This is a genomic window from Paenibacillus sp. MAHUQ-45, from assembly GCF_058133325.1.
On record NZ_JBYUPV010000001.1, the window covers coordinates 788,789 to 804,568 of the forward strand.

Annotated in this window: 16 protein-coding genes; 15 read left to right on the forward strand and 1 reads right to left on the reverse strand. The window is 46.3% G+C overall.

Features of this window, described 5'->3' with window-relative positions; genetic code table 11:
* Positions 1–43: 43 nt before the first annotated feature.
* The 15 genes from AC3Y23_RS03545 (at position 44) to AC3Y23_RS03615 (ending at position 13,863) form a co-directional block, all read left to right on the forward strand.
* Positions 44–1,276, forward strand: coding sequence for a D-alanyl-D-alanine carboxypeptidase family protein (locus AC3Y23_RS03545; protein ID WP_379195645.1), 1,233 nt, complete (start codon positions 44–46; stop codon positions 1,274–1,276).
* A 180-nt stretch (positions 1,277–1,456) separates the two neighbouring features.
* Positions 1,457–1,810 (forward strand): anti-sigma F factor antagonist, encoded by a 354-nt coding sequence (spoIIAA, locus tag AC3Y23_RS03550; protein ID WP_066363552.1) that lies wholly within the window; start codon positions 1,457–1,459, stop codon positions 1,808–1,810.
* Positions 1,807–2,262: an anti-sigma F factor gene (spoIIAB, locus tag AC3Y23_RS03555; protein WP_379195647.1), complete on the forward strand. Its 456-nt coding sequence runs from the start codon at positions 1,807–1,809 to the stop codon at positions 2,260–2,262. Before spoIIAA ends, spoIIAB begins: the two co-directional genes overlap by 4 nt.
* A gap of 11 nt (positions 2,263–2,273) precedes the next feature.
* Positions 2,274–3,029 (forward strand): RNA polymerase sporulation sigma factor SigF, encoded by a 756-nt coding sequence (sigF, locus tag AC3Y23_RS03560; protein ID WP_379195649.1) that lies wholly within the window; start codon positions 2,274–2,276, stop codon positions 3,027–3,029.
* Positions 3,030–3,604: 575 nt separating this feature from the next.
* A complete protein-coding gene (locus AC3Y23_RS03565) occupies positions 3,605–4,168 on the forward strand; it encodes a TetR/AcrR family transcriptional regulator C-terminal domain-containing protein (protein WP_379195650.1) in 564 nt (187 codons plus the stop codon).
* Positions 4,169–4,453: 285 nt separating this feature from the next.
* On the forward strand, positions 4,454–5,320 hold the full coding sequence (locus tag AC3Y23_RS03570; RefSeq protein ID WP_379195652.1) for a glycerophosphodiester phosphodiesterase family protein: 867 nt from the start codon (positions 4,454–4,456) through the stop codon (positions 5,318–5,320).
* On the forward strand, positions 5,317–6,066 hold the full coding sequence (locus AC3Y23_RS03575; RefSeq protein WP_379195654.1) for a glycerophosphodiester phosphodiesterase: 750 nt from the start codon (positions 5,317–5,319) through the stop codon (positions 6,064–6,066). Before AC3Y23_RS03570 ends, AC3Y23_RS03575 begins: the two co-directional genes overlap by 4 nt.
* A 50-nt stretch (positions 6,067–6,116) precedes the next feature.
* Entirely contained in the window at positions 6,117–7,181 is a 1,065-nt protein-coding gene (locus AC3Y23_RS03580; RefSeq protein ID WP_379195656.1) for an ABC transporter ATP-binding protein, read from the forward strand.
* Positions 7,178–8,056 (forward strand): carbohydrate ABC transporter permease, encoded by an 879-nt coding sequence (locus tag AC3Y23_RS03585; protein ID WP_379195658.1) that lies wholly within the window; start codon positions 7,178–7,180, stop codon positions 8,054–8,056. The genes AC3Y23_RS03580 and AC3Y23_RS03585 overlap by 4 nt, the downstream gene beginning before the upstream one ends.
* Positions 8,057–8,073: 17 nt before the next feature.
* Positions 8,074–8,895: a carbohydrate ABC transporter permease gene (locus AC3Y23_RS03590; RefSeq protein WP_379195660.1), complete on the forward strand. Its 822-nt coding sequence runs from the start codon at positions 8,074–8,076 to the stop codon at positions 8,893–8,895.
* A gap of 36 nt (positions 8,896–8,931) precedes the next feature.
* Positions 8,932–10,236 carry an extracellular solute-binding protein gene (locus tag AC3Y23_RS03595; protein WP_379195662.1) on the forward strand — a complete coding sequence of 435 codons (1,305 nt, stop codon included), beginning with the start codon at positions 8,932–8,934 and terminating at the stop codon, positions 10,234–10,236.
* 210 nt (positions 10,237–10,446) lie between these two features.
* Positions 10,447–12,141, forward strand: coding sequence for an oleate hydratase (locus tag AC3Y23_RS03600; RefSeq protein ID WP_379195664.1), 1,695 nt, complete (start codon positions 10,447–10,449; stop codon positions 12,139–12,141).
* A 184-nt stretch (positions 12,142–12,325) separates the two neighbouring features.
* On the forward strand, positions 12,326–12,769 hold the full coding sequence (locus AC3Y23_RS03605; protein WP_379195666.1) for a hypothetical protein: 444 nt from the start codon (positions 12,326–12,328) through the stop codon (positions 12,767–12,769).
* Positions 12,770–12,780: 11 nt separating this feature from the next.
* Entirely contained in the window at positions 12,781–13,224 is a 444-nt protein-coding gene (locus tag AC3Y23_RS03610) for a hypothetical protein (protein WP_379195668.1), read from the forward strand.
* A 96-nt stretch (positions 13,225–13,320) separates the two neighbouring features.
* On the forward strand, positions 13,321–13,863 hold the full coding sequence (locus tag AC3Y23_RS03615; RefSeq protein ID WP_379195670.1) for a hypothetical protein: 543 nt from the start codon (positions 13,321–13,323) through the stop codon (positions 13,861–13,863).
* A gap of 743 nt (positions 13,864–14,606) precedes the next feature.
* Here AC3Y23_RS03615 and AC3Y23_RS03620 read toward each other — a convergent pair.
* Positions 14,607–15,623, reverse strand: coding sequence for an ABC transporter substrate-binding protein (locus AC3Y23_RS03620; RefSeq protein ID WP_379195672.1), 1,017 nt, complete (start codon positions 15,621–15,623; stop codon positions 14,607–14,609).
* Positions 15,624–15,780: the final 157 nt, after the last annotated feature.

Genomic DNA, 15,780 nt, shown 5'->3' on the forward strand with positions numbered 1-15,780 from the left:
TTAATGTCCCTTTCTGACGAAACTGGAACACAGTACCTGTGAAATGAGGGTTAACGTTCAGGAGGGGACTATTGTGAGAAAACAACGTTATGCAGCTCTGCTACTAGCATTCTGTATCAGTACCGCGGCCCTGGGTCCGGCCTCAGGTGTTTTTGCGGAGGAAAAAGGCAAGGCGAAGAGCAGCACGCCTGCCGCTGTTGACCTGGCGCCAGGGGCACGTTCCGCCATCCTGATGGATGCGGGCACCGGTACAGTGATCTATGAGAAGAACAGCCATGACAAGCTGCCGCCGGCCAGCATCACCAAGATTATGACGATGTTACTGACGGTAGAGGCGCTGGATGATGGAAGGCTTAAGCTTGATGACAAAGTGCGGACCAGTGAATATGCTGCGTCGATGGGCGGCTCGCAGATTTTTCTGGAGCCGGGTGAAGAAATGACAGTAGATGAGATGCTGAAAGGCATCGCTATGGCCTCCGGCAATGATGCTTCGGTGGCGATGGCGGAGAAGCTGGCCGGCTCGGAGAGTGCTTTTGTCGATATGATGAATAAGCGGGTGGAGGAGCTGGGGCTGAAGGATACCCATTTCGCTAACTGCAATGGTCTTCCAGCGACCAATCATTATTCCTCAGCCCATGATATCGCCGTGATGAGCCGGGAGCTGCTGAAGCATGAGCGGATTATCAAATATACCGGCTCTTATCAGGATTACCTACGCAAGGATTCGAGCAAGCCGTTCTGGCTGGTGAACACGAACAAGCTGGTCCGTTTTTACACTGGAGCAGACGGTCTGAAGACCGGCTATACCTCGGAAGCTAAGTTCTGCCTATCCGCAACAGCTGCAAGAGATGGGCTGCGCGCCGTGGCCGTTGTGCTGGGCGAGCCGAATACGAAGACCCGCAACAGCGAGGTTTCTGGCATGTTCGACTACCTGTTCTCGCAGTATAAACTGCATACGATCCACAAGACCGGTGATACCATTGCCACGCTTAACATTGAGAAGGGCGAGAAGAAGACGCTGCCGATTACAGCCAAGGATGCCTACAGCGTTCTGCTGAAGAAAGGCGTCACTCAGGAGGGCATCCGGCACGAATTGGTGCTTCCGGAGAGCATTAAAGCGCCTGTTGCCGAAGGACAGACTGTCGGTAAGCTGGTCGTATACCAGGGCACCAGCGTAATTAAGGAATATGAGCTGAAGGCTGATCAGGCAGTGGCGAAGGCAGGCTGGTGGAAGCTGTTCAAGCGGACGGCAGGGTCGCTGTTCAACGCGGATTAATTCCGTACATTTTGTAGATGCCCCCTATGCATTCTGTAGATTCATAGGGGTTTTCTTCTAGTTTTGTCGGGAGGCAGGATTCCTGATTTGCCGCGTAGAAAACCTTGTCCTGTGAAGAGTGAGCAAGTGATTCCTGTTCATGGGCAGTTTTTCAAAGCAACGAAGAGGAGAGTGGCAAGCATGAATTCTCATGTGGAAATGGAGCATCACCGGGGAGTGCTGATTGTCCGTTTGTCAGGGGAGCTGGACCATCACGCCGCCGATTATGTACGGATGGATATGGATGAAGCGATCATGCGGGGCCAGGTCGAGCATCTGGTGCTGAGTCTCAAACATTTGCAGTTCATGGATAGCTCCGGCCTTGGTGTTATTCTGGGAAGGTACAAGCTGATCCGCGCAAAAGGCGGCAAAATGGCGGTGTGCGACGCGACAGCACCCGTACAGCGTCTGCTTGAAATGTCGGGCCTGTTCAAGATTATGCCCTTATATGACGACGAGAGCGCTGCACTCTCGGATTTGGAGGTTGCGTTATGACTAATAGCCAAGCCGGTAACTTCATGCAGGTGCAGTTCGCTGCGCTCTCGGAGAATGAGTCGTTCGCACGTGTGGTTGTGGCGGCTTTTGTCTCCCGGCTTGATCCAACGATGGATGAGCTGAATGACCTGAAGACCGTCGTGTCGGAGGCCGTCACCAATTGCATTATCCACGGGTACGACAGTGACCCCAGCGGTGTTGTCAGCATCTCGGCATCCATTGATAACGAGACCGTACGCTTGACCATTGAGGACAAGGGACGGGGGATCGAGGATCTGGAGCTGGCACAGCAGCCGCTATATACCTCCAAGCCGGAGCTGGAGCGGTCGGGAATGGGCTTTACGATTATGGAGAATTTCATGGATGAGTTTGAAGTAACCAGTGAACCGGGGCGCGGTACCTCCATCACAATGAAGAAAACCATCGTCTCGAAAAAAGCTTTATACAATTAGGGGTTGGAGCCATGGATGCTGAAGCTAAAAAAGCTCCGCCGACCTACTTGGACGATGCGGAGGTCAAACGTCTTATCGCGCTTAGTCAGGCCGGGGATAACCTGGCCCGTGACACGCTCGTAAGCTGCAATATCCGCCTGGTCTGGTCGGTGGTGCAGCGGTTCATGAACCGCGGATATGAGCCTGACGATTTGTTCCAGATCGGTTGTATCGGACTCCTGAAGTCCGTTGACAAATTCGATCTCAGCTATGATGTCAAATTCTCAACCTATGCCGTACCGATGATTATCGGTGAGATTCAGCGCTTCTTACGCGACGACGGCACCCTGAAGGTTAGTCGCTCCCTTAAGGAGATGGCCAACAAGGTGCGTAAGATGAAGGATGAGATGTCCAAGACGCTGGACCGCTTGCCGACCATCGGCGAGGTGGCCGAAGCACTAGGCGTAACACCGGAAGAAATCGTGTTTGCCCAGGAGGCCAACAAGCCGCCAACCTCGATTCACGAGACCGTGTTCGAGAATGACGGTGATCCTATTACGCTGATTGATCAGATCGCCGACGACACCCAGGAGCGCTGGTTCGATAAACTGGCGCTCAGCGAGGCCATCGGAGCCTTGAGCGAGCGGGAGCGGCTGATCGTCTATCTGCGGTACTACCGAGATCAGACGCAGTCCGAAGTCGCCAGCCGGCTTGGCATCTCTCAGGTTCAGGTGTCGAGACTGGAGAAGAAGATCCTGGCGAATATCAGGGAGCAGATTGCCCAGTGAGCTATAAATGGATGAAGTAGGAGTATGACAATAAAAGGATTCATATAACAAGGTGACTTCTGCATTTTCGGGGGTCGCCTTTTTATATGAGTTATTTGTTCCTTTTTTCACATTTATATAGAATTATGTATAGATCCTTAAACTAAGGTAGACTGAATGCTGTTTTTTCATACTGAATATTTCAACTATTGCGCAAGAGAGGCCCTCTCTGACGTAAGACCAAGCACTTCATTTTCATGTGAATTCTATGCTTCTGTATCTATGGAACAATATTGGCCTATGGGCATAAGCCGCACAGCGGAGGAACAAAGAGATGTTGTAGAATCGAAGCGTCCATCTTTAAGGTTTTAAAAACGTTGATTTACGCACAAAAGCCGCATAGCGGAGGGGCGAAGGGATGCTGAAGAAGCGAAGCGTTCGCCTTTAAAGTCCGATTTCCACATTAGCAATATTCAATTACTGAAATCGGACTTTAACAGCGATCGTAAGCACCCTTCGCCCCGCAGCGATCACGCCCATGTACGATGACGCACATTTTTAAAACACCAACTCACCCCATTCCAAGGAGGTACCATATGTCTTATTCGCAAATTACGAAAAACGCCCTGGCCCGTTCGTTGAAAAAACTGATGCTGACGAGACCTCTTCATAAAATTACAATCGGTCAGATAACCGACGATTGCGGACTGACCCGGCATACCTTTTATAATCATTTTCGCGATATTTATGAGCTGCTTGGCTGGGTGTATCAGACGGAAATTATCGAGGGCCTGGACCAATACCGCAATTATGCCGGCTGGCAGCAGGGCTTCCGTAGCGTACTGCACTATACCGAGAAGAATAAGACGATCTGCCTCAATACGTTTCATTCACTAGGCCGCGAGCATCTGGAGAAGTTTCTGTATGATGTAATCTATGGCGTAGCTATTAAAGTCGTTGAAGAGCTGGCGAGGGAGCACACGACAAGCGCACAAGCTAGGGAAGAGATAGCGGACTTCTATACGCTCGCTATTTTGGAACAAGTGATCCAATGGTTGAAGGCTGGAGCCAACACCGATCCGGACGTAATTGTGCATAAAGTCAGTAGAATTATGGGTGGTTGTGTAGAAAGAAGCCTAGCTCAGTATCAGAAGAAATAGCTTACATGTGGAGTGAATGATCAATCCAATGTAAAATGAAAGACCGGTCTTTTTTCCGAAATTAAGACAATAATTCTGTATTATCCCACGATTTGATGAAAGAATCCGCATTCATATGAAAATATGGACAAATTTGATGTTTAAAATTGCGGATATATTTAATGTTTCTTTTAAATCACGAGAATAAATATTCTCTAATCTATAAAGGTAGTACAACAAACAAGACACTCGTACACGTAGTCTCTGGAACTCAGCTCAACAATAAAATGAAAAAGGAAGTTGGTTATGGAGCAGCTAAAAATATGGGCACACCGGGGAGCAAGCGCTTATGCTCCGGAAAATACAATGGAAGCCTTCAAGCTTGCTGTCAAGCAGCAGGCCGATGGACTGGATATCAGCATTCATCGTACGAAGGACGGGGAAATTGTGGTTATCCATGATGATACCATCGACAGAACCTCCAATGGTACTGGCGAAGTTGCCAATTATACCCTTGCAGAGCTGAAGGCATTCAACTTCAATGCTAGGTTTGAGCAGGAGTATACCAGAGCTGAGATTCCTACTTTTGTAGAGGTCCTGCAATTTGTTAAAGAGAATAATCTTGCGCTGAACATTGAGGAGAATTTCATCTTTTCGAATGCTGATCGTTCCGATATCCATTTGGAAGCTGCAAGATTGGTTGCGGAGCATGGCTTGATGAAGCAAGTTAGTTTCTCGTCCTTTGATCATAGCTCGATGGCCCGGCTGAAACAAGATTTTCCGGATATCAGCACCGGACTTCTGTATCTTGAGGAATTGCATCACGAAGAAGCCTACGCCAAAGCCGTAGACGCTAATGCACTCCATGGCTTTTTTATAAGTATCAGCCGTGAAAAAGTTCATGCGGCGCACGAGGCCGGCGTGAAGGTGCATGCCTGGACTGTAAACGATGTTCCCTTTATTAAATCCATGCTCGATGCAGAGGTGGATGTTGTCATTACGGATTGCCCAGATATCTGCTCAGATCTTAGAGGTCTGGATAAGGCCACCCGTGACGGGCTTGATGAAGTGAATTTTAGAGCCGGTTATGGCGAAGTGAAATCCTATTCTTTTTTAGAAAGCTTATATGACAGGATGGCTAAGAACGAAGTACAGGAGGGCCAGGAATCATGAGCAGTCTCAAAGTATTGGCACACCGGGGAGCCAGCGCGTATGCTCCGGAGAACACGATGGAGGCTTTCAAGCTGGCCATAGAGCAGGGAGCGGACGGCTTTGAAATAGATATTCATATTACGAAAGACGGGGAAATCGTGGTGATCCATGATGATACCATCGACAGAACTTCGAACGGCAAGGGGAACGTTACCGATTTTACACTGGCGGAGTTGAAGCAGTATAACTATAACGCTCGTTTTGAAGATAAGTATGCTACTGCAGAGATTCCAACATTGCGGCAGGTGCTGGAGCTGGTCAAGGAACATGATCTGTACCTGAATATCGAGGTCAAGGATATTATGCTCCAATCGCAAAAGTATGATGGCCTGAACGTGGCAGCGGCTGAATTGGTGAAAACCTATGATCTGGTAGATCAGGTGATCTTCTCCTCATTCAATCACAAATCCATGTTTGAGCTTAAGCAAGCTTGCCCGGAGATCAAAACAGCTCTACTGCATTTTTCCAAATTGCATAGAGGAGAGCAATATGCCAAGACCGTTCATGCTGATGCGCTTCATCCATTGTTTATCTGTGTGGACTCTGATGTGGTGGAGCAGGCCCATCAGGCCGGTATTCAAGTCAATGCCTGGACTGTCAATCAGGTCTCGGTCATGAAACAAATGATCGATGCAGGTGTAGACGCGATTATCACAGATTATCCTGATATCTGCGCCAATCTGGTTAAACCATCTGGGCTAGCTTAACTATTATATCGGCCCTCACAATTATCGACAGCTAGGCGGAGGTATGGGAAATGAGCAGTATTGTAATGGAACGTGTGGAGAAGAAATACGGGGACAAGTCCATCATTGAGAACCTCAACCTGAATATCGAAAGCGGCAGCTTTACGGTTCTGGTGGGTCCCTCCGGCTGCGGGAAATCCACAACCCTGCGCATGATTGCCGGTCTGGAGAATAATACCGGAGGCTCGATCATCATTGGTGGCAAGAACATGAACGGTGTGGAACCGGGCAAACGAAATCTGGCGATGGTTTTCCAGAATTATGCCCTTTATCCGACAATGACGGTAGAACAGAACATTGAGTATGGTTTGAAGAATAACAAGGTGCCTAAAGATGAGCGGATGCAGCTGATTACGGATATTGCCAATACGGTTGGCTTAACCAAGCATCTGCATAAGAGACCGGAATTTCTCTCTGGTGGGGAGAGACAGCGCCTGGCACTCGCCAGAGCGATGGTTAAAAAACCGGCGATCTTCCTGATGGACGAGCCGCTCTCCAATCTGGATGCCAAACTCAGGCAGCAGATGCGCTCCGAATTGATCGAACTGCATCAAAGACTGGGCGCAACCTTCGTATATGTTACGCATGATCAGGTTGAAGCCATGAGTATGGGCACCAAAATTGTGTTAATGAATGGCGGCAAAGTGATGCAGGAGGATACGCCTCGGGGCATTTATCATGATCCGCACAATATTTTCACCAGTAAATTTATCGGTACGCCTGCTATGAACGTTCTTGAACTGGAGCAATGTGATGATCGCAAACTGCAGGCTCTTGCACCTGCGGGAGCCAAGTATGTAGGGTTTAGACCAGAGAAGGTGAAGTTCACTTTAGCGGATGAAAAAGCAGGGGGCAACTCGCAATTTATTTCTTTCGACGGCATGCTGACTACACGCGAAATCTTGGGCTCTGAAATCATATACAAAGCAGAGCTGGGTAGTAACTCTAGTATTGCCATCAAATGCTTTGACAGTCAGGAGCGTCCTTTAGAACCTGTAACGGTGTATGTGGAAGAATCCAGTTTAGTCTTCTTTGACGGGAACGAACAGAGAATCTACGGAGCGAACAGAGTATGAAGCAAGACAATAACACGCTGCGAATCCTCCCTTATGTGATGATCGCTCCAGCCGTCCTGATTCTGGTGACATTCTACATTTATCCGATTGGCTACAATATGTATTTGAGCTTCTTTTCCTGGAATATGCGCGGGCCAATGAAATTTATTGGCTTGAAGAATTACAAAGAGCTGTTCACCAGCAGTGACTTTGCCCATACGTTAATGAACACTATTGGGTACATGGTGATGGAAGTAAGTATGGTTCTCATACTAGGTTTATTGCTGGCGCTATTTTTGCAGAAAAATACGTTCATTAACCGCTTTATTCAGACCATCAGCTTTACCCCCAATATTATTTCACTGGTATCGGTATCGTTGATCTGGATGTGGCTCATGAATACGGACAAGGGATTGTTCAACTATATCCTTTCTCTGTTTGGAGCGGATGCTGTTGGCTGGTTGACAGACAAGCGCGTGGCTCTGTTCTCTGTCGTATTGGTCTCGGTGTGGAAATCGCTCGGCTTCAATGTCCTGATCATTCTCTCAGCACTGGGGTCCATTCCTCCATATTTATACGAAGCTGCAGCTTTGGATAATGCCAGCCGGCGTTCGGTATTTTTTCAAATTACGCTGAAAATGATCTCGCCTACGTTGTTCTTCTTAATTCTGATGAACATTATTGGCTCGTTTCAGGCCTTTGAGACGATCAGTGTCATGACGAATGGTGGGCCGTCCAATTCAACCAATACCTTGATCTACAGCATTTACAAGCAAGGCTTTGAGTATTACCGGGTAGGATATGCTTCAGCTATGGCTGTCGTACTGATGCTGATCGTCGGACTCATCACGATCCTATACTTTAAAGTATTGAATAACCGTGTGCATTACAGATAAGGGGGAGAAAGAAACAGATGTGGCTGAGACTCCCTAAAGTAACTGTTAGACTGCTGCTGTCTGTGTTATTGATTATCATCTTTTTGGCTCCGTTCTATTGGATGCTTCTGACCGCATTCAAGACACTGGATGAGGTGGTTGCTATTCCTCCGAAGTTCTGGGTGGATAAGCTGCAATGGGGCAACTTCAAAGATGCGTTTACCCGAATCAATTTTCTTCATTATACGAAGAACTCTATCATTATCACTCTGGGTACGCTTGTTGGACAGATGCTGGTTGTTGTACCGGCCGCGTATGCGTTTGCCAGATATGAATTCAAAGGAAAGTCGGTACTGTTCGGTCTCGTACTTGCGACGATGATGGTTCCCGGACAGCTCATTTTCCTTCCTGTGTTCGTGATGTTTGCAAATGTGGGACTATTGAATACCTATGTGTCACTAATTGTACCTTTTATCGCGAGCGGAATGGCAATATTCATGCTCCGGCAGACTTTTATGCAGGTTCCCGATTCTATTCTGGAGGCTGCACGGCTGGATAATTCCAGTGAGTGGAAAATCATCCGCACGATTATGCTACCAATGGCGATTCCAACGCTATCTACACTGGCGCTGCTTACGTTTATCGGGACATGGAATAGCTACTTCTTCCCGTTGGTATGGACAACTACTGACACAGTACGTACTTTGCCGCTCGGGGTTAAGAAGCTTCAGGATGCAGAAGGGATGAATCCGAATATCGTAATGGCAGGTAATATGATGCTGATTCTTCCTATTCTGATCATCTTTATGTTCGCGAGAAAACACATTATCAAAGCATTCACTTACAGTGGTGTGAAGTAAATCTAACAACATGACCTGGAGGATGTTATGACTAACATGAAGAAGAAACTTGCAGTAGTTTTAACAGCAGTCGTAGGAACAACTGTCATTCTTAGTGGGTGTGGACAAGCAGATGCTAATCAAGGGGCAGAAAAGTACACCAAAAGTGATAAGGTAGTCGAGATTAATTTTTGGACGTCGGCCATGGAGCAGGTTAATAAAGATCTGGTGGAGCAGTTCAATAAGACCAAGGGTGCTGAGCTGAATATTCACGTGAATGCGGAGTATCAGGGCGATTACTCAGAGATGCAGCAAAAAGTTAACGCAGCAGCGGTAGCACAAACGCTTCCGAATGCTTTCATTGGTGAAGTATCCCAGACCAAAGGTTTTGCAGACAGCAATACAATTGTGGATCTGGAACCTTTTATGAAGGTGAACGATTTCAAGAATGACGACTTCAAGATTGGTGATCTCGGGAATCTCTATGTAGACAAGGATATGTATGCTTTTCCGCATATGAGAAGCTTGCCCGTGATGTATGTGAACAAGACTTTGGCTAAAAAAGTAGGTTTGAATGAAAATGGACCGGGTACATTTGACGAGCTAGAGTCTTACTTGCAAGCCGCTTACAAAGAGACAGGGAAAACACCGATGTACCTGTATAATAATGACCTCTGGGTTCTGGAGGCACTGCTATTCTCGTACTCTGATACGTCCATGCTCAATGCCGAGGAAACTGCTACGAATATCAACAGCAAGGGTGCTGTCGAACTGATTACTTTCCTGCGAGATGCCGTATCCAAGGGTTTGATCAAAGTATTGAATGCTACACAGATGAACGACTTTATCGGTGCTGTGTCAAGTCCGGATACACTACTGACCTTCTCCAGTATTGGTGGTTACAAGATCTTTTTGGGGATGGCGGCAAAAGGCAATTTTGACCTCGGAGTTTCTATGATCCCTGAAGGCAAAGGGGGTACCCGTGGCGTACCTGTCGGCGGTTCCAATGTCTACATGGCCAACACAGGTACGGAAATCGAGAAAGCAGCAACCTTTGAATTCATGGAGTGGTTGTCTGACACTGACCAAGCGGCATTCGCTTCTGCAAGCACAGGATATCTGCCAACCCGGCTCTCCTCACTGGACACGGATCTTATGAAAAAGACTATGGCTGAATCTCCAGGCTATAAGGTCGCAGTAGATCAGCTGAAGTTTAGTAAAATGAGACCAACAACCGGGGCTTATCATGAAGTTGAGACACTGGTTGTGTCCCGTTTAGGTGACATTCTTACAGATAATAAAGATGTTCAGCAAAGCTTGGATGCACTGGCGAAAGATGTAGATGCTATCCTGAACAGATAGACAGCTTAGAGGCGCCTCATTTCCCGAAACGTAATCGGGAGTGAGGTGCTTTTGTATGCCATAGACTCTTCATAATGAACACAAAAGCGAGTGATTGTGCAATCTCTGTACAGATGGCGGAAGCTGTCCATAGGCTTCTTTTCGGGATGGAGTTATAGTGAGGGCAGCTCATGAGTAACCTTACTACTTCAACCCGGAAGGAAGATGAACATGGGAACTTATCAACGGATTCACCCTGTAATGCCGGAAGGTATTGCTTCACGAAAAGCCTACTTGGTCGGTGGAGGGATTGGCTCGCTATCGGCGGCGGCTTTCCTGATCCGCGACGGGCATATGCCCGGCAAGAACATTCACATTTTAGAGGAATCGACAGTGTACGGCGGCTCTATGGACGGTGCAGGCAACGCCAAGGATGGCTACAGCGCGCGCGGAGGTAGAGAAATTGAAGAGCATTTTGAATGTTTTATGGAGCTGTATGGCTTTATTCCATCCCTCACAAATCCCGACCGCAGTGTGCTGGACGAATTCCGTGAATTCAACCTGGCTGAGCCTGTAGAGTCGCATTGCCGTCTGGTGGAGAAGGCTGGACAGAAAGCCGATTTCTCCACACTGGGCCTTTCAACTGCCGATTCGTTGCAGCTTGGCAAGCTGACCATGCTGACCGAGGAGCGGCTGGGAGCGACTACGATTGAAGAGTTCTTTGACCCGAGCTTTTTGGAGACGAATTTCTGGTACTTCTGGCGTTCGATGTTTGCCTTTGAGAACTGGCACAGCGTAGTTGAAGTGAAGCGATATATGGAACGTTTTATGCACCTCATTAGTGGTATGAACCAGCTCAAAGGGATTTTGCATACGGAATACAACCAATACGATTCGCTGATTCTGCCGTTGATCAAATGGCTGGAAGGGAAGGGCGTCAACTTCGATAAAGGCCATCAGGTGGTGGATTTCGACCTCGATCTTTCGAATGGGGAGAAGACGGTAACGGGAATTCATGTACTGGCAGGCGGCGCACCGAAGGTGATCAAGGTATCAGATAGCGATTTAGTGCTGGTCACTAACGGTTCTATGACTGAAAATTCAACCTTAGGCGATTTCAATCATCCGGCGATCCTGAACCGTTCCGTGTCCGAACGGGGCTGCTGGAGTCTATGGGAGAAGCTGGCCGCCAAGTCTCCGGATTTCGGCCATCCTGAAGTCTTCTGCGGCGATATCGACAAAACGAAATGGTTGTCCTTCACCATCACCCTAACCGATGATGACATCGTGTTCCCGCACCTGCTGGAATGGACTGGCGACAAACCGGGCATGGGTGGCGTAGTCACAATCAAGGATTCCAGCTGGCTCATGTCCTGGACCGCACCAACCCAACCGCACTTTATCAACCAGCCTGAGAACGTCAAAGTATTGTGGGCATATGGTCTGTTCCCGGATGCAGAGGGTGACTATATCAAGAAGAAAATGTCCGACTGTACCGGACGCGAGCTGTTCGAGGAACTTTGCTACCATATGGGCCTGAAGGATCGCATTCCAGAAATTCTCGCCCACACGACCAACGTCATTCCGTGCATGATGCCATACATCACTTCACAGTTCATGCCACGCGTCATGGGCGACCGTCCGCAGGTTATCCCGCAGGGCAGCACGAACTTAGCTTTCCTTGGCCAGTTCGCCGAAGTGCCGGACGACTGCGTCTTCACCGTCGAATACTCCGTCCGCACCGCCATGATGGCCGTATACGGGCTGTTGAAGCTTGAAAAAGAAGTGATTCCAGTACACCCAAGTAAGTACGACGTTCGTGTGCTGCTGACCGCAGTCCGCACCTGTCTCGGCAACAAGCCGTTGCCGCTGGATAAGACGCTGGGGCAGATTTTGAGTGGAACTGTGATTGGGAAGTTGTTGTAGGATCTGAAAGGCGTGTAGAAGGCGTAAGAGACAGTTCTTCTTTATAGAAGGGCTGTCTTTTTTTCGTGTCGGAATCAATAGTTGATCTGAATTATCCGATAATTATACTTAAAGGGTAATTTTTCATTTATGTGATATTTTTCCAATTCTATATTTTCAGATTAAGTACAAGGGGGAGGAGTGTTTGAAAGGAAAAGTAAAGATTATATCAATAATAGAAGTTCTCTTTGTGGTTGTTATACACGTTCTCACGATCTCTTTTTTGTATGCCGGATTAGAAAAATGGGGCGGAGGGGAAGCAGGACTATGTTTTCTAGTCTATTCGATTCTAACAATTCTCACATACATAAGCTGTAAGATGTCATTAAAAGCGGGGAAATTCGTACCTAATATTCTTTGGTTTGTTTTTAGTGTTTCCCCTAGTCTAAAGTATTTAAATTATTTAAAAGGACTTCATGGGCAAAAATCTAATGTAGCTGGTTTGATCGATCTGAACTATTTAAGTATAAAGCCACCCTATACTCTAATAGACTTACTTATCTCGTTTCCATTTTTCTATCTAACAACACAATTGTTCTTAATATTTATGCTTTGGTTGATGCAACCCGACAAAGAAGAGAAACGTTGAGGAGTGATCTTTTGAAGAAGGTCGTCTATAAAGCAATGTTCTATGTACTGTTAGTTATTTTAGTTCATGCTTTTATGATCTATGCCTTAGGGATACGTTCAGATGGCTGGAGGTCAGGCGTTTTATTGGAAATATGCATTACGTATATTGCGCCAATAGCACTATCTTATTTAGTCTGTTTCCTATGTTTGAAAAAAGCTGATTCAAAAAAATTAATGATATGGATAATATCAAGTATTTTATCTGGTTTGTTGCTTCTGATTACTATAAAAGGAACTGTAGATTGGAAATGGGGTCAATCTAAGTACGAATATGTTAACCTGGTTGAGTTTAAATTTACGGAATATTATTTTGAGATGGTTTATTTTTTTCCAATGCAATTTTTTGTGGTTCAAATCATTATAATTTCAGTTTTTTGGAAGAGATGGCGTGTTAAGAAAAAAGCAGTATTTTAATGTATAGAATGAACTTATGAATTTTCCCTACTAGCAATTTATAACCTCAAATGGCATTTTTAATGAAGAGATATAATTGGGCATGGAAGAAAGAAGATGATTTATTTAACTGATTGTTATGCCAAACAAACATGGTACTTTGAAGTAGATGAAGAGGGAACCGCATTCAGACAGGTTTTAATCGAAGAGGGGAAAGAAAGTAAGATTTCTAATCTGAAGAAGTTTGATTTTTTCTTATCAGATCAGGAGTTGTCTTTAGATGATCCAAATTTGAAAAGAATACCTAAGGAAATATTCGAAAAAGTATGGAATGACATTAATATAAATCAATTGGAGACATGGCTTGAGCTGAAAGTGCTTCTCCCTCTTGGAACCAAAGTAGAAGGATATATCGAAGTGTTTTATCCGCAAGGGGTGATGGTGAGCATCCCAAGTCATGGAGCATTGGGAGTAGCTGATTATGATGAATGTACCAAAAACTCACAAAAAGCTAATATGCATACGGACTTAATAGTTAGGGCTGAGATCATAGGATATGATGAAGTGAACTATTGGTTTATCTTGGGGAATCCAGAAGTTTTAGATTGTCGTTACTCCGCGAATTTAACAATGGAAGGTATCAAAAAGTTGATGCGGTAGAGTAGGTTTTTATTTTAAAACGCAGTGCATGAAGCTTAGAAATTACAAATAGAAAAGAATTGTACCTGCGCCCGGAGGCCGGGTGGCTTTTGTTTGCGCATCACTTGCTCAAACAGGTGCGCGTAGAACGAAAAAAGGAAACGGCAGGTTCAGGAATCTTCCTGAGCACTGCCATTTCCTTTTTTTGTATGATTTTTCAGACAGATAGGCTTCGCACAAAGGAATATACCTAATTTTGGAACATCGCATTCGCACTGGACGCGGTTGCTCCAACTTTCTGTAATAAACCTCTATATAGAACGTATGAAAATAACCAGAAAGCCAAGAGAAAAGAGAGCTTATTATAAGAGTCTTGAGTGTGATTAACGGCATTTTTGTACTTTAAATCTTCTAAAACTAGGGGCGATCGTAAAATAAGTGCAATATTGTACCTTAAATCTTCCAGAATCCCCTGGTTAGCATACTTTTTCGAAAAATAAGATACAAAAATGTCCTTATATCCCTCATTTATCTGCATTGAAGGAAAATATGGTGCAAAAATGCTCTTAGTTAGGGAGGCGGACCCTATTCTTCATTGTTAAGGCAACTGGTAAAGGGAATGTACCGCTTCTAGCGGATGAAATCTGTCGACAGCCTGCGCCCCGGTACGAGTGGAAGCTTTCCTATGGAAGGCATCCAGGCAAGCACATCGCGCTTACAGTTCCAAACCCCGTTCCTTTTCATAAGCACCATCCCCACCCGAGTTACTTCTTATTCTCCTCATTCCGTGCAACGATCATATCCACGAACAGATCGATCTGCGCGGTGATGGCGATGGGATCATAACGGTAGTAGGTATCGAAATCATTGTAGAACAAGTGATTGTTCTTGGCAGCCGGAAGTCCTTTCCACACTGGGGAATCTTTCAGCTCTTTAAGCTTGTCGCCTTTTTTCTCAGGATCATAGGTAGTCAGGAACATATAATCTGCGGCGTATTGCGGCAGCAGTTCCATAGAGAGCTGAAGTGTTTGGTTATCGTTTTTGTTTTTCTCCGGCATCTTCAGCTTGAGCGCATTGTAGAGAACTTGTCCACCACGGCCGGCGTTGTCTCCGAAGATCCACAGTTCACCTTTGTCAGTCAACTCGTAGATTCCGAAGGTGTCCTCTTCTTTGACAATGCCTTTCAGTTTCTCGCGGCCTTCGGCTGCTTTTTTGTCAAAGTCAGTTAAGAAGGCCTCTGCTTTGTCAGGAGCGCCAACGATGTCGCCGAACAGCTTGACAGTCTCATAGATGTTAGTGGCAGTTCCGTAAGGTACATAGATTGTAGGAGCGATTTTGGATAACGCGTCGTAGTTACCATCGTACATGACAACGATCAGGTCAGGAGCAAGCTCCAGGGTTTTCTCGGCGCTGATAGGATAACCGACGTCCGTGGTATTTTTGAGCAGATCGGTCAGGAATGGATTCTCAAAAGCACTTGGCTCAACGCCAACGACATTGGCTCCCACCGAGAGCAGTTCACCGCCGTAAAAATCAGTTACGATGCGCTGGGGTTTCGTAGGAATTTTCACGGTCCCTTTGGGAGTCTCGTAATCACGGAATTCAGCAGCCGGTGTATCGGTAGCGGCCGGTTGTTCTGATGCCGCCGGTGCTGAAGCTTCCGCAGTAGCTGCCGGGGAAGGGCTTGAAGCATTGTTGCTGGTTCCTCCGCAAGCCGTCAAAATGATCGTGAATAGCATCATCAGCGCGGCGACTGACAGTAGGGACTTTTTCTTTAACATGATGGACCTCCCAGTATAAATAGTGGATACCAATCAGATAATGATAATCATTATCATTTTGGACATTAATATAGAATCTACCAAATTACTTGTGAACCTGTCAACGAAATTGACTTGATTTCAGAAAAAGGGATGGAGAAATGTACGCTCATGCAGA

What these genes read in the sequence shown, in the direction of transcription:
- AC3Y23_RS03600 (WP_379195664.1), top strand. Translation starts at nt 10,447, where the DNA reads ATGGGAACTTATCAACGGATTCACCCTGTAATGCCGGAAGGTATTGCT.
- AC3Y23_RS03565 (WP_379195650.1), top strand. Translation starts at nt 3,605, where the DNA reads ATGTCTTATTCGCAAATTACGAAAAACGCCCTGGCCCGTTCGTTGAAA.
- AC3Y23_RS03615 (WP_379195670.1), top strand. Translation starts at nt 13,321, where the DNA reads ATGATTTATTTAACTGATTGTTATGCCAAACAAACATGGTACTTTGAA.
- spoIIAB (WP_379195647.1), top strand. Translation starts at nt 1,807, where the DNA reads ATGACTAATAGCCAAGCCGGTAACTTCATGCAGGTGCAGTTCGCTGCG.
- AC3Y23_RS03580 (WP_379195656.1), top strand. Translation starts at nt 6,117, where the DNA reads ATGAGCAGTATTGTAATGGAACGTGTGGAGAAGAAATACGGGGACAAG.
- AC3Y23_RS03575 (WP_379195654.1), top strand. Translation starts at nt 5,317, where the DNA reads ATGAGCAGTCTCAAAGTATTGGCACACCGGGGAGCCAGCGCGTATGCT.
- AC3Y23_RS03585 (WP_379195658.1), top strand. Translation starts at nt 7,178, where the DNA reads ATGAAGCAAGACAATAACACGCTGCGAATCCTCCCTTATGTGATGATC.
- AC3Y23_RS03595 (WP_379195662.1), top strand. Translation starts at nt 8,932, where the DNA reads ATGAAGAAGAAACTTGCAGTAGTTTTAACAGCAGTCGTAGGAACAACT.
- spoIIAA (WP_066363552.1), top strand. Translation starts at nt 1,457, where the DNA reads ATGAATTCTCATGTGGAAATGGAGCATCACCGGGGAGTGCTGATTGTC.
- AC3Y23_RS03570 (WP_379195652.1), top strand. Translation starts at nt 4,454, where the DNA reads ATGGAGCAGCTAAAAATATGGGCACACCGGGGAGCAAGCGCTTATGCT.
- AC3Y23_RS03620 (WP_379195672.1), bottom strand. Translation starts at nt 15,623, where the DNA reads ATGTTAAAGAAAAAGTCCCTACTGTCAGTCGCCGCGCTGATGATGCTA.
- sigF (WP_379195649.1), top strand. Translation starts at nt 2,274, where the DNA reads ATGGATGCTGAAGCTAAAAAAGCTCCGCCGACCTACTTGGACGATGCG.
- AC3Y23_RS03545 (WP_379195645.1), top strand. Translation starts at nt 44, where the DNA reads ATGAGGGTTAACGTTCAGGAGGGGACTATTGTGAGAAAACAACGTTAT.
- AC3Y23_RS03590 (WP_379195660.1), top strand. Translation starts at nt 8,074, where the DNA reads ATGTGGCTGAGACTCCCTAAAGTAACTGTTAGACTGCTGCTGTCTGTG.